The 21072-nt window shown below is 55.4% G+C and carries 15 protein-coding genes and 3 pseudogenes; 14 read left to right on the top strand and 4 right to left on the bottom strand.

What is annotated here, in order from left to right; genetic code table 11:
* The first annotated feature begins 147 nt into the window (after positions 1-147).
* The 8 genes from kdpF to NATPE_RS08910 all read left to right on the top strand — a co-directional run bounded on the left by kdpF (position 148) and on the right by NATPE_RS08910 (position 7520).
* Complete coding sequence (kdpF, locus tag NATPE_RS08880; protein ID WP_015298947.1) at positions 148-237, top strand: potassium-transporting ATPase subunit KdpF; 90 nt, start codon at positions 148-150, stop codon at positions 235-237.
* A gap of 2 nt (positions 238-239) precedes the next feature.
* Complete coding sequence (gene kdpA / locus NATPE_RS08885) at positions 240-1988, top strand: potassium-transporting ATPase subunit KdpA (protein WP_015298948.1); 1749 nt, start codon at positions 240-242, stop codon at positions 1986-1988.
* Between the two features lies 1 nt (position 1989).
* Positions 1990-4146, top strand: a complete 2157-nt coding sequence (gene kdpB, locus NATPE_RS08890) for a potassium-transporting ATPase subunit KdpB (RefSeq protein ID WP_015298949.1) — start codon at positions 1990-1992, stop codon at positions 4144-4146.
* A complete protein-coding gene (locus tag NATPE_RS08895; protein WP_006182313.1) occupies positions 4146-4799 on the top strand; it encodes a potassium-transporting ATPase subunit C in 654 nt (217 codons plus the stop codon). Before kdpB ends, NATPE_RS08895 begins: the two co-directional genes overlap by 1 nt.
* Positions 4799-5617 carry a universal stress protein gene (locus NATPE_RS08900; RefSeq protein ID WP_006182314.1) on the top strand — a complete coding sequence of 273 codons (819 nt, stop codon included), beginning with the start codon at positions 4799-4801 and terminating at the stop codon, positions 5615-5617. The genes NATPE_RS08895 and NATPE_RS08900 overlap by 1 nt, the downstream gene beginning before the upstream one ends.
* A 123-nt stretch (positions 5618-5740) precedes the next feature.
* A complete protein-coding gene (locus NATPE_RS23555; protein ID WP_449406626.1) occupies positions 5741-5899 on the top strand; it encodes a DUF7556 family protein in 159 nt (52 codons plus the stop codon).
* Positions 5900-6239: 340 nt separating this feature from the next.
* Positions 6240-6647 (top strand): hypothetical protein, encoded by a 408-nt coding sequence (locus NATPE_RS08905; protein ID WP_152422598.1) that lies wholly within the window; start codon positions 6240-6242, stop codon positions 6645-6647.
* Between the two features lie 495 nt (positions 6648-7142).
* Complete coding sequence (locus NATPE_RS08910; RefSeq protein ID WP_015298951.1) at positions 7143-7520, top strand: hypothetical protein; 378 nt, start codon at positions 7143-7145, stop codon at positions 7518-7520.
* Positions 7521-8165: 645 nt separating this feature from the next.
* Here NATPE_RS08910 and NATPE_RS21220 read toward each other — a convergent pair.
* From NATPE_RS21220 to NATPE_RS21230, 4 genes and pseudogenes are all read right to left on the bottom strand, one after another.
* Complete coding sequence (locus NATPE_RS21220; protein ID WP_006182317.1) at positions 8166-8576, bottom strand: winged helix-turn-helix transcriptional regulator; 411 nt, start codon at positions 8574-8576, stop codon at positions 8166-8168.
* Positions 8573-9649 (bottom strand): DHH family phosphoesterase, encoded by a 1077-nt coding sequence (locus NATPE_RS08920; protein WP_015298952.1) that lies wholly within the window; start codon positions 9647-9649, stop codon positions 8573-8575. The genes NATPE_RS21220 and NATPE_RS08920 overlap by 4 nt, the downstream gene beginning before the upstream one ends.
* The gene (locus NATPE_RS21225; RefSeq protein ID WP_015298953.1) at positions 9646-10752 is read right to left on the bottom strand and encodes a universal stress protein; all 1107 of its coding nucleotides are present in this window, start codon (positions 10750-10752) and stop codon (positions 9646-9648) included. Before NATPE_RS21225 ends, NATPE_RS08920 begins: the two co-directional genes overlap by 4 nt.
* 1078 nt (positions 10753-11830) lie before the next feature.
* A pseudogene (locus tag NATPE_RS21230) lies at positions 11831-12990 on the bottom strand (MFS transporter).
* A 330-nt stretch (positions 12991-13320) separates the two neighbouring features.
* Here NATPE_RS21230 and NATPE_RS08930 point away from each other — a divergent pair.
* The 6 genes and pseudogenes from NATPE_RS08930 to NATPE_RS08955 form a co-directional block, all read left to right on the top strand.
* On the top strand, positions 13321-16203 hold the full coding sequence (locus tag NATPE_RS08930; RefSeq protein WP_015298954.1) for a bacterio-opsin activator domain-containing protein: 2883 nt from the start codon (positions 13321-13323) through the stop codon (positions 16201-16203).
* A 113-nt stretch (positions 16204-16316) separates the two neighbouring features.
* A complete protein-coding gene (locus NATPE_RS22205; RefSeq protein ID WP_006182322.1) occupies positions 16317-16460 on the top strand; it encodes a rubrerythrin-like domain-containing protein in 144 nt (47 codons plus the stop codon).
* Positions 16460-17761 carry a glutamate dehydrogenase GdhB gene (gdhB, locus tag NATPE_RS08935; protein ID WP_049804936.1) on the top strand — a complete coding sequence of 434 codons (1302 nt, stop codon included), beginning with the start codon at positions 16460-16462 and terminating at the stop codon, positions 17759-17761. The genes NATPE_RS22205 and gdhB overlap by 1 nt, the downstream gene beginning before the upstream one ends.
* Positions 17762-18758: 997 nt before the next feature.
* Positions 18759-18926 carry a hypothetical protein gene (locus NATPE_RS22210; protein WP_015298955.1) on the top strand — a complete coding sequence of 56 codons (168 nt, stop codon included), beginning with the start codon at positions 18759-18761 and terminating at the stop codon, positions 18924-18926.
* A gap of 121 nt (positions 18927-19047) precedes the next feature.
* Positions 19048-20214, top strand: a pseudogene (locus NATPE_RS08950) (ISH3 family transposase).
* Between the two features lie 451 nt (positions 20215-20665).
* Positions 20666-21052: pseudogene (locus tag NATPE_RS08955) on the top strand (IS6 family transposase); the annotation flags it as partial.
* Positions 21053-21072 lie beyond the last annotated feature (20 nt).

Consider the following 21072-nt stretch of genomic DNA (forward strand, 5'->3'; position numbering starts at 1 on the left):
ATGACACCCTCAATATGTGGCTGATCGACTTTGTTATCCCCTCATACTCGGCCTGGATTTGGAACTGCCTTACAACCAATTGAATGTAAAAATCGGGCTCAGAACAGGAACGTTTTAATACTCCAGAGTATTCGGGAGAAATTGCACATGCTAATCGGCGAAGCGGTACTGGCAGTAACGACTGTAGTGGTCATGGCGTACTTGACGTACGTCATGGTGTACCCAACGAGGTTCTAACAATGGGAAGTCCACCACCAATTGTGCAATACACGGTATTCTTCGTGATACTCGCCATCCTCATTTACCTGCTTGGCGAGTACCTCGCGTGGATATACCGCGATCAGGCGAACAGTGACTATGACCTGCCTCGTTTCCTAACGGGATTAAAACGGCTTGATAGCGTATTCACACCTATCGAAAATGGCATCTACCGGTTATCGGGGATCAACCCTAGACGGGAGATGACCTGGAAGGGATACGTCAAAGCAGTCTTCGTGTTCAACGCGTTCATCTGGGCGCTACTGTACGTCGTCCTGTACTTCCAGAACGGCTTACCGATGAATTTCGTTGACGTGGCCGGGCAAAGCTGGGATCTTGCGTTCCATACCGCGAGTTCGTTCACCTCAAATACGAACCAGCAACACTACAGCGGAGAGAACCTCTCCGTGTTCACTCACACGTTCGGGATCGGAATCGCAATGTTCCTGACACCCGCGACCGGGCTGGCTCTCATGCCTGCGTTTGCCCGGGCGTTCAACAACGAGAAAGACCCACGACTTGGGAACTTCTTCGCCAACCTCGTGCGCGGGTTGGTCCGATTTCTCCTGCCCATCTCGTTCCTGATCGCTATTATCCTGATGGCGGAAGGATCCGTCCAGACCATCCTGAGCGGGAAATTCACTGCAGAGACGTTCACGATGGGTGTCCAGAACATCCGCGTCGGTCCCCACGCTGGCATCGAGGCGATCAAAATGTTCGGCACTAACGGCGGCGGGATCAACGCAGCGAACGCTGCAACAGCGTTCGAGAACCCAACGCCGCTCAGTACATTGGTCCTGACGCTCGCGATGCCGATGGGCACGTTCAGCGCCATCTACGCGTGGGGTGCGTGGGTCGGTAACCGAAAACACGGAGTCGCCATTGTCGCGGCATTCATTGTCATTTACATGACGCTGACTGGTGTCGCGATCGTAGGCGAGACCGGGCCCAACGCCGCGATGCAAGTTCAGGAAAATGGCCTGACGGTCGACCAATCCGTCGGAAACCTGGAGAGTAAGGAGACCAGATTCGGACCCACGGCAAGTGCAATCTGGGGACTCGCGACTACCGGGACGACGAACGGTGGGGTCAACAGTATGCACAACAGCTGGACCGCACTCGGTGCATTCTCCTTGCTGTTCGCATTCGCAACCAACAACATCAGTAACGGGGTCGGAACCGGCCTGTTAAACATCCTGATGTTCGTCATCCTCACGGCCTTTGTCGGGGCATTGATGATTGGCCGTCGGCCCCAGTATCTCGGAAAGAAACTTGAGTGGCAGGAGATGCGATACGTGTTTGTCGTCATCCTAACGCTTCCGATAATCGTATTGTTGCCACTGGCGCACGCAGTCGTGTACCAGCCGGCGGTCGACGCGATGGCTAATCCTGGGTTCCGAGGGTTCTCAGAAATCCTCTACGAGTTCTTCTCGGCGTCCGCGAACAACGGGAGCGGATTCGAGGGACTGGCTGACAACACCATCTACTACAATCTGGTAGATGGAATGCAGGTCCTGTTGGCTCGGTATGTGCCTATCACGGCCCAACTCGCCATTGCCGGCTTGCTGGCTAACAAAAAAATCAGCCCCGAGTCACGTGGATCCCTTGATACTGAGACGCCCGCATTCGTGGGGTTACTGATCGGCATTATCATTATCGTCAGCGCGTTGGTGTTCCTGCCGGCGCTGGTATTCGGTCCGATCGGGGAACTGCTGAGTGGAGGCATCTAACATGACAGAAGTCACGATAACAATAGATACGGAACAACAGAAGCAGGCATTCAGAGACTCGTTCGTCAAGCTCGATCCGCGGCACTTAGTTCGGAACCCGGTGCTGTTCGTAGTCGAGCTGGGGACGATCGTCAGTCTGCTGTTAACGATCGCTCCCGGACTGTTCGATGCGACGGGTTCGCGCGTCTACTACGGCGTGATCACCGCACTGCTCGCGTTCACCGTGCTGTTCGCGAACTACGCTGAGGCGTACGCTGAGCTCGAAGGCGAGGCCCAGGCGGATAGTCTGCGCGCTTTGCAGACCGAGACCAAGGCGAAGCAGCTCATAGAACCCGATACCCCCATCGAAGAGATTGACGATGGCGACATCGAGATTGCAGACAGCAATGAAATCGAGGCCGGCGAAGTCGTCTTCGTCGATGAAGGTGACGTCATACCCCGCGACGGGACCGTTATTGAGGGGAGCGCATCGGTCGACGAGTCTGCGATTACCGGTGAGTCCGACCCGGTCATTCGACAGTCCGGCGGGGATCGGACTTCGGTCGTCGGTGGAACGGAAGTTCTCTCAGACTGTCTCAAGGTCGAAGTGACCTCGGAGCAGGGCGAGTCGTTCCTCGACGAGATGATCGGTCTCGTTGAGAACGCCCAGCGGCAGAAGACGCCCAATGAGGTCGCTATGACGATCCTGTTGAGTGGTCTGACATTGGTGTTCGTCGTCGCAGTCGCGACGATGTTCTTCTTCGGTGAGTATCTGGCTTCGTTTACAGTTGGGTTCGCTGGCCTGGACATCGCTGAGCTCGTGGCGCTGTTGATTGCGCTCATGCCGACCACGATCGGTGCGTTACTGGCCGCGATTCGTGTTGCGGGGATGACGCGTGTTACGCGCCGCAACGTCATCGCGAAGTCCGGTCGCGCGGTTGAGGCGGCCGGTGACTTGGACGCACTCATCCTCGACAAAACAGGGACGATCACGACCGGCGAGCGTGTCGCTCAGGATTTCCACTCGCTCGGTGACGCGAACGATGAGGACGTTATTCGTGCGAGCTACCAGTCGTCACTGTTCGACGAGACGACGGAAGGCCGTTCGATTATCGACCTCGCAGAGAAGATGAACGGGACGAAGGCTGACGGTGGCCAACCGGATGGCGATGCCGTCGATGAACCAGGAGCTGCTGTGGAAGCACCCCGTGATGTCGACGTCTCTCTGGGCACTGAGAGCCTCTCTGAGGAGAACTTTGTCCCGTTCTCAGCAGAAACACGGATGAGCGGTATCAACCTTCCTGACGGAACCGAAATTCGGAAGGGCGCCGTCGATGCGGTCGAGAAGTACGCCGATAGCGCTCCCGGAAAACTACGGCAACCCTCCAACGATATCAGTGAAAGTGGTGGGACTCCGCTTGCGGTTGCGGTCGACAAGCAGGTCGTCGGAATCATCGAGCTGCAGGACGAACTGAAACCCGGTATTGCCGACCGAATCGCCGAAATCCAGAAGATGGGTGTCGAGACGATTATGGCGACTGGGGACAACCAACGGACGGCTCGTTGGGTTGCCGACCAAGTTGGCATCGATGAGTTCCACGCCGAATTCGGTCCCGAGGAGAAAATTGAACTCGTCGAAGATATCCAAGCCGACGGGAAACTCGTCGGGATGACCGGAGACGGCACGAACGACGCTCCGGCACTCGCGAAGGCAGACGTCGGTCTCGCAATGAATGCGGGGACCAACGCGGCGAAGGAGGCGGGCAATATGGTCGACCTCGACTCGAACCCTTCGAAGATTATCGAGGTCGTCGGGATCGGCAAACAGCTCCTAATGACCCGTGGTGCACTGACCACATTCTCAGTCGCCAACGACGTGGCGAAGTACTTCGTGTTGCTGCCTGCGATCCTCGCGGCTGCGATCCCGGGACTGGCTGCGATGGACATCCTGAACCTGTCGACCCCTGCGAGTGCGGTGACGGCGACGCTGGTGTACAACGCGTTCATCATCCCGCTACTCATCCCGCTCGCGCTGCGTGGTGTCGACTATGAGGCTCAGAGCGGTGCACAGCTCTTGCGAAAGAACCTCATCGTCTACGGTGGCGGCGGACTCATCGCTCCGTTCATCTTCATTAAGATGATCGACATGCTGTTCGTCGCGCTGGGGGTGTTCCAATAATGAATCGTAATGACATCATCGTGCCACTCCGGCTCCTCGGTGTGGGCCTGCTCGTCTGCGGGCTGCTCTACCAGGGGTCGTTGATGGCCATTGGTTCCGTAGCATTCTCGAATAACGCGGCCGGGAGTCCCGTCTACGTCGGCGGACAGGAAGCCCCGGTCGGCTCGCAGATGATCGGTCAGAACTTCCAGTGTGGGAACCCAGAGGATGCCGTATACTTCTGGTCACGGCCGTCCTCGATCGACTACAACGCAATGACGTCGGGGAGTACAAACCTCGCACCGAATAACCCCGAACTCTCCGAGCGTGTCCGTAAGGATCTCCGGTGTATCTCACAGTACGAGACGCCGGATGACTCGGTTCCGGCCAACTTGGTCGCTGAGTCCGGATCCGCCTACGACGCCCACATCTCACTAGAAGCTGCGAGGTATCAGGTTCCTCGTGTCGCAAACCAGACTGGTATCTCCGAAGACCGGCTCCACGAGATGATCGGGCAGGCGACTGAAGAGCCCTGGCTCGGCGTCTGGGGTCACGAACGCGTAAACGTGCTCGAACTCAACATCATGGTTAGGGAGGAACTCCAACAGCAGCAAAACGCCACCGACCAGAACAGCGATGTCGATACGCAATCAACAATCAAAGGTGACGGCTAATGGTAGCGAATAATGACATCGGATACGAGCGGGTACTCGTTCCAGTCGGTGACAAGTCGGATCCGAACATGCTCACGCAGTTGTCGAGCATTCTCGTTGATCCGCGGCGCGGGGCCGTTCGATTCACACACGTGACCACAGACCGGAGCTTCGTCGGGTCACAGGAGAACTGGCGAACCGGGTCTGAGAGCGTGGCCGAGAGTCAGCATACACTCCGTGAGGAGGGTATTGAGAGTACAGGGACGATCCGGACGGCCTCGTCAGCACTGGACGGAATCCTGGAAGAGTTCGAAGAGTACGACGCCGACGCCATCCTCATCGGGTGGACTGACAAGGACTCCGTCTCGAACCTCGTCGACAGGTTGCTCCGCAAGGCGAACTGCGACGTCATCGTCTTCAGTGCCGACCGGGACCCAATCGATACAGATTCGATTCTGGTTCCAGTCGTCGTACCTCCCGACGAGAACCGTCTCCAGATGCTCGCTATCATGAGCCAGCGAACCGAGGCGTCGGTGACGTTCGCGTATATCGCTGGCGACGAGGGGAGTGAGGCGGACGGGCGAGAACTCCTTGACCGGTCCGTTGAGCGACTCGGTGAGTACGGCGTGCAGGCCGAAACGCAACTCGCAAGTTCGGTAGGCCCCGTAGAGAAGCTCGGTGAGTTGTCTGCCGACCACGATATCATGGTAATCGGAACGTCTCGTGGGTGGTGGCTCCGGCAGAGCCTGTTCGGTCGCAAAACTGATAAAATCGCCAGTGAAGCACAGTGTTCGATACTGATGCATAAGTGGCAGGGGGAGGTGCCGCCAGATAACTAAAGGACGCCTGGCACAGTAAACCACCTTCCTGCTTCCGGGTGGTCGCCACCCCCAGATGAGCGATCCGGACCCGTCGAGTAGACGCAGAGCGCACAACAACATCAACCGAATGGTTTCAGACCAATGTATATTACCAAGGCGAATGACGCTACTGTCGATCCAGCTCGCTCCGTGATGGGCGCTTTCGACAGCGACAAGTACGTACTCGCAGATCTCGAACAGGAAGATCGATGGATAACAGTTGACCGAACCGTCGCAGTTGACCTCCGCGATCGCAGGTGACCACTGATGGAGTACGAATCCGATACCGTCCTGTGTTCCAAATCGGTGTCTCAAAAGCAAGCGCGTTTGAAACCTGCCTGGCAGAGCTATCTGTGTTCGTTTGTCAGCGGGGGAGGTGTACGCCGCCATCGATCCACGGAGTCAAAGCTCGCCGGTGAATGTGTCGTGAACGAGAGAGACATTCGGACCCTCACTGTGGACACCGGTTACCAATCGCAACGCTCCAACCGACGGGGAAGCTGAAACGATGGGCGGAAGTGGCGTCGAACGGAGCGTTTCGATACTCGATGACTCGGAAACGAGGCAAACGGCCCTGACTGGGCTTTGTCGAGGTGTGTTTGTGGGAATCGGACTCGTAATCGCGGCACACCTGATTGGCGTCGAAAGCGGTCGTGCGGTCATCAAGCTCGCGTACGCGACGCTCGCAGGACTTGCCGTCGGTGAAGTAGTTACACCAAACCGCACCAGCGCAGCCACGGAGGCTGCCGAGCTGGCGAAGTCACAAGCGATCCCTCGTGCAGTGGGGATGTCGATTGGTCTCGCTCTAGTTATTGGACCGTATACGCTCGAGTCGATACTACTCTCGATGCGTCAGGCGACGGACTGGGCTACGCTCATCGGAATCACACTTCTCTTCGCTACAGGGTGGCGGCTAGGTCACGATAACAGTTCCCGGAGAGTGAATGCGGTTCGGCTCGTTATCGCTGGCATCGTCGTCGTAATCCTTGCCATACTAATCCCGCGGTGATCCATAGAACAATGAAATCAGACGACTCTGAACTAGAACTGTCCCGTTCGCGTGTCACCGGTTTAGCTGGTACACTCGAAACAGCTCTACGAAGATCAGTACTTCTCAGCTTCCGCATACTTCTTCTAGTGTCAGGGCTATTTGCTGCATATCTGCTTATCGGCGGTGGTCTTCTACTCGCCGAGAGCTCGGTTGCCTCGGCGAGTTTTCTCTCTCGACGACGACCCGATATTTTATAATTTACTAACGGGACTGGGGCTATTGCTCGTACAGTCCGCAGGTTCGCTTTTACTGTACCAGTTTCTGACCGGATTCGGGTCCCAAAGAAATCGTCTTGCAGTACTTTCTGGGTTCATCGCTCTCGGGTTTGGTGGAGCAATACTGCGAATCACCCTTTCACAGGCAATTGGATTTCTACTTTCCTGCTGCTTGTAGGATGAACAACCTGGTCCTATCTCGTAGTGTCTTAACAGTTATACATGCCCAGTTTCTACAATGAGCATGGATCGACCAGCTACGCCTCTCAGCATCAAAGTCATTTGTGCCATCTGGATACTGTTTGCACTCCTCAATCTGGTTCAACTGGGCCAGGTACTGACATCGATATCTCTTTCAGCAGATCTGTTGATGCCGATAACTCTCATTATCACCCTTTCTATTGCATACGTCGCGGTGGGTGTCGGCCTTTGGAAAACCCGTTCGTGGGCGTGGAAAGGTGCGCTCGCATTCGTCGTCGTTGGTATCGTCACCTCACTCGTCCAAGGCGTTCTCGGGCTTCCCATCGCTGTTCTCCTGCTACTGGTAGGCATCTATCTCGTTCTCCGACGTGAGGTGTTTACGGACAAGCCAGTTCCACCGTCGCCACAGCAATAGTTTCCTCGGCCTGGTATCATCGGCTCGGTTTGAGATATCACAACGGTTCTCTATCTCCGGCTTGTTTCACGATCGGGATCAGGTGGTCACCAGACTCAATGAGAGTATCGGGTACACTCTGGAATGGAGACCGACGACATAGACTCGTCGTCGGTGCTACGAGTCCAGTGAGGTCGTATGCTCCCGACATCTCGAGGATCTGATTGCTCATATCGTCGGCCTCTACGATGGTAGACGTCTCTGTAACGTCAACCAGTATCTCATCAACGGCAGCGAGCAAGCGATTAGCTTCGGAGCGATTTGTCTGGCTCTCGTTCCGTGAGACGACGTGGATAATCGGCGTTCAGGGGGAGTACTAACTCGGAAAGTACAGTATCAGGCATCGTCGGTTTCCGAGCCTCACCCCTTATCGAAAATGCTCGACGGAGTGCGCTGGTCGTTGCTAACCAGCGAAATCCCCTCAATTTCGAGACCCCAGTCAATAAGACGATGTTCGACGGACTCGGCTTGGTCTTGTGAGTCTACAACTACGAGAACGTGAAAATTATGACTCCCACTGAGAAGTTCACGTATTTCTATCACCTCAGGGAATGCATCCAGTTGATCCGTGGAGCGTGTCATAGAATAGTTCTCAGGAGGCGTTGTTCACGGTTTCGCCCTTGAGCAAAACCCATGGCTGACGAAATTCATAGGATTACACGCGAATTGGAAGCTGTATAATCGCCAAGTTGAGGGTATGAGACGTATTCTATGACACGCTACCGTGAGTTCGCCGAATCGGCCCGAGTTGACTGAACATATGAATAGAACCTTGAGAAACCCCAGTTGTCGGTAATTGATCTCCGATCGATGGGCTTCGATTACATCATTAGAAACGAGATTCTCGATCCGATTCCGAATCGTTGCGGGAGTGACGTCAACCTTGTTGGCGATATCAGGGCAGGAGGTATTTCTTGCATCGGTCGCGAGGTCAGCGAGGATCTGACGGTCGACATCATCAAGATCGTGGACGCTCTCGTCGTGATCTCCCTCGTGCGGTGGTGCTGTCCCTGTCATATGTCCGTCCAGCTGGATAAGGCTTCGAACAGACGAGTGGTAACTGATTTATTAATCAAGTCTACTGCGACATCCTCACTGTCATTGGTTGCCCCTAATAGTCCAAGTGGAACCTGTCCACCTGCCATATCGTGATGGCCACCGGCACTTCCAACCTCGTCGAACGTCTCCCGCATCAAGTTGCCAATATGAAGATTTGCGTTGCTTGTTCGAGCACTCAGATGGATCTCACTTTCGACGATGCCAAAGACGATAGTGGTGCTGATCCCCTCTAGTTTCAGGAGATAATCTGCCGCCTGTGGTAGGATATCACGCTCGCTGACCCGGCCCAGTGAGGAAACCAGACACGATCCCCGGACCTCTCGGTTGATGATTGCATCGCCGATTCCACCGAGCGTCTCCGGTGTGAAGACGGAATTGGATAATGTCTCGATAGTCGAATGATCTACGGCAGGGTGCAGGAAGCATGCGGCCGCATGTTCTGCAGGCGTCGTTCCACGAGTGAAATTGAGTGTCTCTCTGTGGACTCCGAACAGTAAGGCGGTCGCCAGCCTCTCCGTCAGTTCGATATCGTACGCCTGGAGGTAGCGTGTCAACAGCGTAGCAGTCGCTCCTACGCCAGCCCGTTGGTCGATGTACTTGGCACGAATCCCATCTGTAGGGTGATGATCGATGACTATGTCTGGAATAAAATCTTCAGGAACAGAATTGTTTCGGCCAGCAATACTGTGGTCGACGAACGCTATCAGGTCGAACTGCTCTAATGAGTGGTCATCGATGTGGACGGGGTCTATATCAAGGACGTTGATCATCGCACGGTTCTGCTGATGCGTAACCGCCCCAGCGTATAGGATTTCGACATTAGAGATGCCCCACTCCTCTGCGATCATCGCCAAGGCGAGCGCACTCGAGAAACTATCGGGGTCCGGGTTATTATGACAGAGGACACCGACCGAGTCAGCTGTTGTAAGTAGATTTCGGAACAGCTGATAATCTGCCTCTGAGTCATCAACAATGTTAGCCAACGGGACATCCGTGGCTGACTCGGCCACAGACCTAGGAATGTCTGTCATAGCTCTTCCCCCTTCTCCGCTGGTGAAATATCTACATCTGTAGTCCGTTCAACTGCGCGTTTCCAGCGATAGTATACCGAGTCCATTGCTTCTGCAGGCTGGCGTACTGTAATCACAGATGTTGTGGATTGTGTTATTACCTTCTCTGAAGTTGGTTGTGCAAACAGACGGCTGAGAAGCGAGGACTTAGTGGGTGTACCAATGAGGGAAAGGTCGTAATTGTCTATCTCAGTGAGGAGTTCATCGGTGGCGGTCTCAACTTCACGCGTTTCACATTCTACATTTGGGAGATCGGAGAGGACGTATTCAGCGAGGGAAAGGGCCTTTCTCCCCTTCTGTCGAGCTGGTCCATCGTCGGAGCTTGTGATTAGATGAAGAGCGTGAACGCTCGCACCGGACGCTTTGGCGACCGCACGTGCAGTTTCGGCCCCTAGAACCGAATGAGGCCCGGTCCCTACTGCAAGCAGGATATCCGTGGGTTGATTGAATGGCGGCTCACTGTCTGGTGCGGTCCCTCTACTGGATTCTTGAAAAACCAGATCCTCGTCCGCCCCTATATTTTCAACATAAACAGCACAATGAACAGTGTCAAGCACGGAGCTGATAGTGGGCTCATCCCAGAGTTTGAGGCTATCCGTGTTGGTTTGTGCAAGAAAAATGGCATCATATTGATCGCCGGTAGTGGGTTCATTTAGTCCCGCTTCGAGAGCCTTAACCACACCGACGAAGCCCTGTACAGATACGTCCTCACCGATGTCGTTGGCGATATCAAGGAAGATTGCCAACTTCTGCTTTGCTGTCTGGATCACAGACGCCATTATTCCCGTTCCGTTCTCGTTGTTAGCTAACTCCTCAGGTTCAATATCACTCGGAGCAATCAAGATACTGGCGATCGTCACAGTCTCGTCACGATCTTCAGCAACCGCAAGTGGTGTTTGAAGTAACCGTGGTATATTCACTAGATCGGGGTCAATATCTTTGTCTCCGGGAATCAGAACCAAAATGTCGTATGACGGAGTCTTGACTGGGCTGTGTGTCACTGCCGAACTTAGAGTAGGTAATTCGCTGACGTTACGTATCGGAATCGAGGTGTGATCGGACATATTATTTCTAACAGCTGAACACAGTGGTAGGGCCTGACATCACCTTTACACAGTCGATTCTATGGTTACGGAATGGACGGGCTAGTGCTAATGCCGAAGTGGCTAATTGTAGGATTGCTCGTGCCTCTCGATTCTTCATCGAGGCTATCATTGGCTACCAATTGAAAGTAGGTTGGTTTGAGAATGTAATAACAGTTTTGACTCCACCACTATAATTTACGGACAATTGTACGTAAAATATCGACGAGGGACTGTCTGATTGTTCAACCAGATCGCACATAGATGCCAAATGGGCGAGATTTTGTTAATTAAACATTCCCAATATACTAACTCATACATTACTTATTTTTGGATATATTTGTGTCCGTGTCCACCAGGACAACGAAGACCGCTGTGAGGAACTGGAAGACGCTCACCTGGCAGTCCAATCAGAAACTACCGACTTGGAGAGTCACTAACCGACACCGCCGGCTTCGAGTTTCCCGCAGCCAGCCAATAGGGACGGGGCGACGTTTTCGGATCTGTTTGTTGAACCCCCGAGAGGAGTGTGGGGGTCACCACTCCCGCGATGTACCGATGAACGGGAGCGCACGACGTACGCACTCATCTGTTTTTCCAGGGAAAGGAAGGCGCGCCGCTGGCCGACGAGCGGGCGCTCGCGAGCATCGAGCGCGTCAGCGACGACCTTCAGGAGATGGTCGACCAATTCGAGGAGCGTGAGGACACGCTACGTGAGCAATTTCAAACGGCGATGAGGTAGACAGAGACGACAATACCGAGAAACGCAGATCCTGGCTGTTTCCACACCGTCAAATGGCGGAAGCGGTCAAGACATGTGGGAACTCTTCAAATGAATGTAAATGATCAACGACGCTCCCACGAAGAAGCGACTCAAAGCGCCGAACACACGACTAACTGATACTGTATCGCAACAGCTTCTGATACGGAGACACCGTGTGAGTGTATCACCTACGTGAGTATTTACTAGGATCCGACACATATACTGATACGGCTCTGTGGGAGGCAGATACGTGGCGGGGGCAGGAGCGTTCACGGCCTGGCAAGTCTGCAGTTACGACTAGCCTGGCTCTGGTGCTCGCCACGCAACCACGATTCCGAAGATGGCGAGCATTCCAGCGAGTAAGAATGCCGTATCGAACCCAGCCAAGTTGATAATGATACCACCCGCAATCGGGGCAAGGAATTCGCCCGCCAATCCAACACTCGTCTGGAAGGCAACGGCTGTCGCAGCGACCGTGAATCAACGGCTTCCCGGACATACGTAAAGGACAGACCAAGTGTTAACTGAACTGCAAATCCGGTGAGAAGCAGGAGTGCAACGAGCAAGGGAAGTGACCGAAACCGGGTGAAGATTAACACGAGGGGGGCGGCAGCTGCGAAAGATCCGAATACGACGGGTTGCCGGCGACCATCGAAGACACGGTCAGACAGGAGTCCACTACTGATCCGGGAGACGACTCCTATCGCCGGAAACACTGCCACCAAAAGCCCACTGACTGCGAGTGCCAGTCCAAGTTCAGTTGTGAGATACGACGACCCCCAGCTATTCACGAATAGGTATAAGGAATAGCCGAGAAGGCCGAGCAGTCCGACTGACCAGACCCTCCGATTCCGGAAGACCGCGCCGAACTCCTGAATCGAGGGAGCGTCCCCCCGGCTCATTCTGAGCTCTCGACTCGCCGGCCAGAAAAAGACGAGACCGACAACTGTGAGGCCTGTGAATGCGACAAAGATCGCGGGCCATCGGAACCGATGGGCAATCAGTGGCCCGGTTCCTTGGCCGAGCGCGAATCCGATTGGGCCACTCGCGGTGAAAATGCCTACGGCGGTTGCTCGATTCTCGCTGGTCGCTGCCCGACTCACGATGTTGATGCCAGCGTTCCAGACGACGACGTAGGCGACACCACCGAGTGCCCGTGATGCGATCACAGATTGGTAATTCCCTTGCCGCCCAGCGATCCATCCCCACGTCCCGGCGATTGCGAGTGTAAGAACTGCGAGTGCCATCGCATTTCTGGAATCCGTCCGGTCGAGCACCGCTCCAGCAGGGAGGCTTGCAATCACTGCAGTTCCGAACATGATCCCGACGAGAAACCCTGCGATCGTCGGCCCGATATACATCGATTCACGAATGAGTGGGGTAACACTCGCAGGGACGATCTCATAGGCAGCGAGCCCTGTCGAGATGAGACTTGCCCCGGCGACAAGTCTCCACATCGATTGGCGCTGCTGTTGCGGTTCGTTGCTTGTGGAATCTTCGGGATGCGTGGTGGTAGGTCGGGTAGTCATTTCTCGGGAGTCTGGTCGGATAGCGGAACGCTGAAATCGGGAAGAGTCGGACGACCGCGAGAAATCCCGATAATCGCGCTTCCATATTCAGTATCGCGCCCCTATCTCAAAGGGTTAAACAACAAATGTCTTTATCGTAGGGTGGTTAGATAGTTAACTAGCAATGGACGTACTTTCCGATCCGGGTCAGTACCGGAGCTGGAGGCGAGCTCGAATTGGCACCGAGAGAACCATTCACTGTCCCTCAATGGTCGAATAATGACCGCTTCCCCACCTATTTTGGATTCGTCGACAGTGTTGCTCGTCGGGACAGACGACTGGCTCACACAATTCGCTACGACGCTCGAGAGACGGACTGATGCCAGTGTACAACACGTTCGAACCAGGACGGAGGCAATCGACACCATCCGGACGCGCCCCACAGACTGCCTCATTAGCGAGTACGCGCTCGACGAGACGACCGGACTCGAGCTCCTCAGAGAAATCCGCGAGGAAACGACTGCGCTCCCAGTCCTCCTCGGGACTACAGCTGGGAGTGAAGCCATCGCCAGCGAAGCTATCGAAGCCGGTGTTACCGATTACATCGCGCTCACGGACCCGCCAGCACAGATGACCGACGAACTCATCGAACGAACCGAACGTGCAATCCGATCCGCACAGCGGTCGGCCACCCAACAAGACCGGGCCAGACAGTTCGACGCGATTTTCAACGATTCGCGAACTGCGACGTGGGTGCTCGACCCGGATGGCGCACTTGCCCGTGTGAACGAGATAGCCCGAGAGATGGTCGATGACGACATCGACACAATCGTCGGCGAACCGTTCTGGACGCTTCCGTGGTGGTCAGAGGCCGATGCAACGAACACAGACGTCCAACAACTCGTGGAGAAAGCACTCGACGGGAAGTTCGGTAACGCGGTCGTCACACAGCCACCACACATCGATGAGCAGCGCGTTATCGACCTCTCCGTCCGCCCGGTCGAGAACGAGCGCGGCGATCTCGTCTCGATCGTCGTGGAAGGCGTCGACATCACCGAGCGCGTCGACCTCGAACGCAATCTCAGAGAATCCGAAGAACTGCACCGCGTCACGCTCAACAACATGACCGACACCATCCTCATCACAGACGAATCTGGAGAATACACCTACGTTTGTCCCAACGTCCACTTCATCTTCGGCTATACAGTGGATGAGATCCGGAACCTTGGAACGATCAATGATCTCCTCGGTGAGGAGATCTTCGACCGGGAGGAGCTCGCGGGAGACAGCGTGCTAAAGAACATCGAGACGACGGCGACCGATAAAGCTGGGCGCGAGCACACGCTCCTCGTCAACGTTCGCGAAGTCTCGATCCAGGACGGGACTCTCCTCTTTAGCTGTCGGGATATCACGAAACGCAAGCAGCGTGAGGAGGCACTCGCCACGCTCCACGAGACGGCCCGCGATTTCCTCTATGCCGAAACCCACCAGGAAATCGCCCAGCACGTCGTCGACGACACACCTGGTGTGCTCAATCTCGATGCGAGTGCGGTCTACCTCTTCGACGGTGAGGCCAATAATCTTCGACCCGCAGCCCACTCGGCGGCGATGACCGAGCTGAACGGGCCACTCCCGACCGTGCACGCCGACGGCGAAACGCTCCCGAGCTACAGTTTCGTCGAAGACGAGGCGCTATTCTTCGACGATGTTCACGACGCAGACCGGCTCGAGAATCAGGCAACTGACCTCCGAAGTGCGGCCTACATCCCGCTCGGCAACCATGGCGTGTTCGTTGCGGGCTCGGACCAGGTCGGAGCGTTCGACGAGGTAACGCGAGAGTTGGCCGACCTGCTCGCGGCCACTGCCGAAGCAGCCCTCGACCGCGTCACACGGGAATCACGACTCCGGGAACAGGACCGAACACTCCAGACCCAAAACGAGCAGCTTGTAGCTCTGAACCGGATCAACGAGACGATCCGAGAGATCGATCAAGCCCTCGTACAGGCGGAGACGCGCGAGGAAATCGATTACACGGTCTGTGAACTGCTGACCGCCGACGATCGGTTTCGATTCGCCTGGATCGGAACTATCGATCCAACGACCGACATTCTGGATCCTCGGGCCTGGGCCGGTACCGAACAGGGGTATCTGGATAGTCAATCGTTCGCCGTCCAAGCGTCGGGTGTAGAACCAGCCGGACAAACCGCAGCCACTGGGGCTGTGACGATGGTGTCGAACGTCGCTGCTGGGCTCCGTGACGAAGCGTGGCGGAAGGACGCGATCGCTCGCGACTACCTCTCCGTATTGAGCATCCCGCTCGTGTACAACGACCTCACGCACGGCGTGTTGACGGTGTATGCACCAACCCAGTATGCATTCGACGAGACGGCGAAGGCTGTCCTGGGGGAACTCGGCGAAACCATCGCGTCCGCTCTCAGTGCGATCGAACGGAAGAATGCCTTGCTCACGACGTCGATGACACGCGTCGAGTTCACCATCGAGGACCCGAAGTTTGTCCTCTCACGACTCGCACAGGACGCGGAGTGCACCCTCTCGTATCAGGGTGGCGTCCAGCAGTCCACGGAAGGTAGCTACGTGTTCGTGACCGTCGAAGACCGGGCGGTAACTGATGTGGCAGATGCTGCCTCGCAGCTGGTCGGTATCGACGAGGTACAACAGATCAGCGCGGACGGCGAGGGGGGCGTGCTGCGGCTTCGTCTCACACAGCCGTTCCTCGCCTTGGAGCTGGCTGATCACGGAGCCGTCTTCCGCGAAGCGACTGCTGATCCGACCATGACGACGCTCGTTATCGATATCCCGGACAACATCGACGTCCGAACAATCACACAGCTCGTCCGTGAGACGTTCGCTGGCGTCGAACTCCGCGCTAAGCAGACGCTAGATCAGACCGCAGAATACAACCTCTATTCGAAGTTCCTCGATTCAGTGACAGAGCGGCAACTGGAGGTGATCCAGACGGCGTACTACAGTGGGTTCTTCGAGTCGCCCCGTGAGAGCACGGGGGAAGAGGTAGCGGAGACACTCGGCATCTCCCCACCCGCGTTCTATCAACACGCCCGAACCGTCCAACGGAAACTGTTTGCTGCACTCTTCGAAAAGAATAATCTCCCGGTGGCGACCTCTGCGGAGACAGTTCAATAACAAACCCACTGATTGAACGGCTGTTTGGTAATCAACAGCTGAAAATTTCCTTATACACTTATTACTCTTTTCTAGAGTGTGCTACTCCATCAGGCGGCACTCGTGAACTCACAATGAAAGATGTCGACCCTGAATCAGACGAAAAAACACCGTACGAGTGTTTCGAGTGTGGGAATATCATCATCGCAGAAGACGCCCCAGGCCAGTGCCCTGATTGTGGTGGTCCGATGCGGAACCGTCACATGCCCCTCGAATAATGACATCTGAATCCACTGCCACGCCTGACGAGATGGAAGACTCGACAGTCGAATCCACCGAACCGGAATCGGCCCTCGAAACGGCGCGCCGACAGCTCCACCATGCTGCTAGCCATCTCGATATCGACCAGAACATCGTCGAACGACTGAAACATCCCAAGAAGGTCCACGAGGTCACCGTTCCCATCGAACGTGATGACGGCACGGTTGACGTGTTCACGGGATACCGAGCCCAACATGATAGCGTCAGAGGTCCATATAAGGGCGGGCTCCGGTATCACCCCGAGGTGACGCGGGACGAGTGTGTCGGACTCGGAATGTGGATGACCTGGAAGTGTGCGGTCATGGACCTACCGTTCGGCGGTGCGAAAGGCGGAGTCGCAGTCAACCCGAAAGAGTTGAGTTCGGGAGAAAAAGAGCGACTCACCCGCCGATTCGCCCAAGAGATTCGCGACGTTATCGGGCCGAATCGGGATATTCCTGCGCCTGACATGGGCACTGACCCACAGACGATGGCGTGGTTGATGGACGCGTACTCGATGCAAGAGGGCGAAACGACACCGAGCGTCGTCACAGGCAAGCCGCCGGTTGTCGGTGGGAGTGAAGGCCGTGAAGAAGCCCCTGGTCGGAGCGTCGCAATCATCACCAAGCAGGCCTGTGAATACTATAATAGCGATCTCGATGGAACGACGGTTGCAGTCCAAGGCTACGGGAGCGTCGGGGCGAATGCGGCCCGTCTCCTCGACGAGTGGGGCGCGACCGTCGTCGCAATCAGTGACGTGAACGGCGCAATGTACGAGTCAGACGGAATCGATACGGCTGCTGTCCCGTCACACGATGAGGAACCTGAAGCCGTCACAAAATACGCGGACGACGTGATTTCAAACAATGAGTTGCTTATGCTCGACGTCGACGTACTCATCCCTGCCGCTCTCGGAAACGTAATCACCGAAGCGAATGCGGATGCGATCGCTGCTGACCTCGTCGTCGAAGGCGCGAACGGGCCCACCACCTCGACGGCCAGTACGATTCTGGCGGACCGGAACATCGCGGTGATTCCAGATATCCTCGCCAATGCCGGCGGTGTCACGGTGAGCTACTTCGAGTGGCTTCAGGATATTAATCGCCGATCGTGGTCGCTCGAACGGGTGAACGACGAACTCGAAACGGAGATGCAGGCTGCCTGGGAAGCTGTTCGAACGGAATTCGAGCAGCGAGACGTCACCTGGCGTGATGCGGCCTACATCGTGGCACTGTCCCGCATTGCGGAAGCCCACGAGGCACGGGGGCTCTGGCCTTAGGAAAATGGACTACCGACCATTCAGACGGATCCGACAGCCAACCACCCCGTTTGAGAGAGGGTTTTTTCGACTGTATCAGCTTGTAACTCCTGGAGCTATTCTCAGTACTCTCAGCTTTCTCGGATACGTCGTTATTGGCTTCAGTTTATCGTTCGCTGGGGTCTATGAACCAGCGTACTCCGTGATGAGTTTCACTGACCCAGTTTTCACGACCCTGTCATTTCTGACAGGGCTCTTCATCTGTGCGACGTCGGGAACGCTCGCAGTGCTTACAGTTCTGCTTGCCCCCAATGATTCGAAGGCTAATTTCGTCGTCCTCATGAGTTTGATCGCGGTTGGATTTGGGGCTGCTACCATGCGAGTTACATTCAAGGCCGTCCAAGCATGCCTCGCCGAGATAGCGAATATTTTATTATAAAACTTCCAAATATATTTTGTGGAATGTAAAATCGGGGGTAGTTTCTACGTTTGACATCAAGACTACGTTTGACATCAAGAACTGCTCAAGCGGGTCCAGACGCAGGGTCAGCTACTGATGACTGGTCGGTTCACCTAATTCGAGGCGGAGGCCACACCCTTAAGGAGCGCCGGGCTTCCGGCCCCGGCGGAAGAACAAGCGAGTAGGGTGGGGAGGAAGCCAACCCGGTACTGACCAGCCACCAGACTGTTACCTGCTAACTCCCAACCCTTACGTAATTACAAGTAGATGTGTGAAAATATCGTGGAATACCGTCGGACCGCTGTTATCAAGCTCGACACACCCGAAGGCGCGGATGTACACCTTCGAAAGATCACAACCTTGGAGGTAGATTTGATACGTGGCTTATTTACAGTATTTGTGAAGGGGAATTACCCGATCAATAGCTGTGTGAACTTATCGCTCGGAAGTAATCTGGAAAAAGGGTTCCTCAGTGGGATAATACTCAACGATAGCTTGGCAAGGAAGATCATATTCATCTAATTCGCTACAAATTTCGACCGTGGATTTGAACGGGTTGTGAGCTGCAACATCGAGAACGAGTTCATCCAGGACTTCACGGACATCTTCAAGTTCGATACGCAGACCGTCATCAGTTACGACTACTTAGCGGGGAAGAACTTCGGCATCAGCCGAGGATTGGAACACGCCACGTACAACAACACGGTATCCGCTATTCTGGAATAACACGATAGCATCATTCTGCGGTAACGGCCAGTCGCTCGCCTCGATATCACCGGACTCCCAATCCCACACATCCTCAGTACTTCACAAAGCCGGTTAGTTAGAACGTCTGCTTGCTGCGAATGTGCCTAAACAGCAGCAAGCAGACAATGAAATCCACGAAGACCAGCTTCTTAACTTTCTCGTCAACGCTCTCGGTGAGGAAGTTGCTCTCAATCTCGGTGATAATGCTGAAATCGATGCTGAGGCCATCTACGAGGTCCTCGTCGGCGCGTGCGCCGACGGGACCTCGGTCTCGACACTGTGTGGCTCCAGCAAGAACTCACCGGCAGCGAACACGATCCTCTACCACTTGCGGACGAAGTTCGAGCCGGACCGGCTCGAACGAGTCGCTAACACACTTCTTCGCCAGGATATCGTCGAATTGCTCTCCGAGTAGGTGGAGGTCTGCGCAGACCTCCACCTGCGGCCCTACTACGGTGATGAAGACGACACAGACGGTCTCTATCACTCGGAAGCGAAGCGGGGAACAACCGCGTTCCACGCCTACGCGACACTCTATGCACGCGTAAGCAACAAGCGCTACACGCTGGCGGTGCGCCGTCTCGAAGACGGCGACACCGCCAGCAGCGTCCTCGCTGAGTTTCTTGGAGTGCTTGACGGCCTTGACACCGAGGTCAAGGCCGTCTACCTTGATCGTGGCTTCTACGACAGCAAGTGTCTCACGCTGTTACAGGCGCACAACTACGCCTATGTTATCCCGATCATCCGGTGGGGTGAGAAGATTCAGCAGGAACTCTCGGAAGAGTGGAGTCGCGTCATTCAACACGACCTGACAGGGAAACTCGACGGTCACAGCTGGACCGTCGAGTTTCCCGTCTACATCGACTGTACGTACCTAAATGGACGGTACGACGAGAACGGTGTGGCGCGTCAGCGGCGTAGCCGTGACGCGCCGTTCATCGAGACACCACGCGATGCTCGATACCACTACTCGAAACGCTTCGGTATCGAGTCGAGCTATCGTTTGTTTGAGCAAGCGATAGCGACAACGACAACACGAGATCCAACGGTACGGCTGCTGTACGTCCTGGTAAGTTTGCTGTTGCAGAATGTCTGGCGGTATCTGCACTACGAATGCGCGGCGACGCCCCGCCGAGGCGGGCGTCGCCTCTGGTGGTGGCCGTACAAGGAGTTCGTCAATATGGTTCGACGAGCTGCGTGGACGGCCCTCGCGGTGCGTCGGGCCGTCCCCGCAAATCGGCCACCTGACGACCGATTCCAGCGCTAACCACCGACCGAGGACGCCGCTTTGTGAGTGGCAACACTGTCGCGTCGGCGGCTGATCGCCGCCGACAGCGACAGCTCTCCGTCGATCTGTCCGTAATCCTCTCGTCGAGATCCTCAGTACAACCGCTTCGACACAGAACTCAGGCCGCAGAAACAGCTAGCCGAGGATGCTTTGTGAGGTACTGAGTGTAGCCGTCTGTCATTGAGATAGACGTACTCTGTCCGGTTTGCCGAAATATGTCGTCCTGGTCTTCCGAAGAGGTTTAATTAGGGGTAGGCTTTCAGGATTTGATAGATGAACGAAATATAAAGGAGACACTCGGATCGAAGCAGGACCTCGACGCTTCCGAAAACCCGCGACTGCCGCGGAAGTCCGGAAGCGTGTGTTCGCGATCGGGATGTGTGGTATGCCAATCGTGTCGCGCTAAGGGACGCGACGTACTTGTTACAGTAACGAGACCGTGATCCAACTGAATGACGAACGGTTCTGGCTGTACGCCGCCGTCGATCCCGCAACGAACCGCCTGCTACACGCCAAGCACTCACTGACGAGAAATCAAGCGATTACCGAGATGTTCCTCGTGGAACTCCGCGAGGAACATCTCATCGATGACGCGCTCTTTCTCGTCGATTCTGTACCGTGGCTACAAGCGCCACTCCATCGACACGGCCTCGATTACAGATACGAAAAACACGGTAATCGGAATAGTGTCGAACGTGTGTTTCGAGAACTAAAACGCCGAACTAACCAGTTCTCAAACTGTTTTAGCCATGCCGAAGCAGACACCGTCGAAAATTGGCTCCAAGCGTTCGCCTTCGCATGGAATCAGCTTATCTGAACACGGCGGATAAATTGCCC

The sequence above is a fragment of the Natrinema pellirubrum DSM 15624 genome (genome assembly GCF_000230735.2).
Taxonomy (GTDB): Archaea; Halobacteriota; Halobacteria; order Halobacteriales; family Natrialbaceae; genus Natrinema; species Natrinema pellirubrum.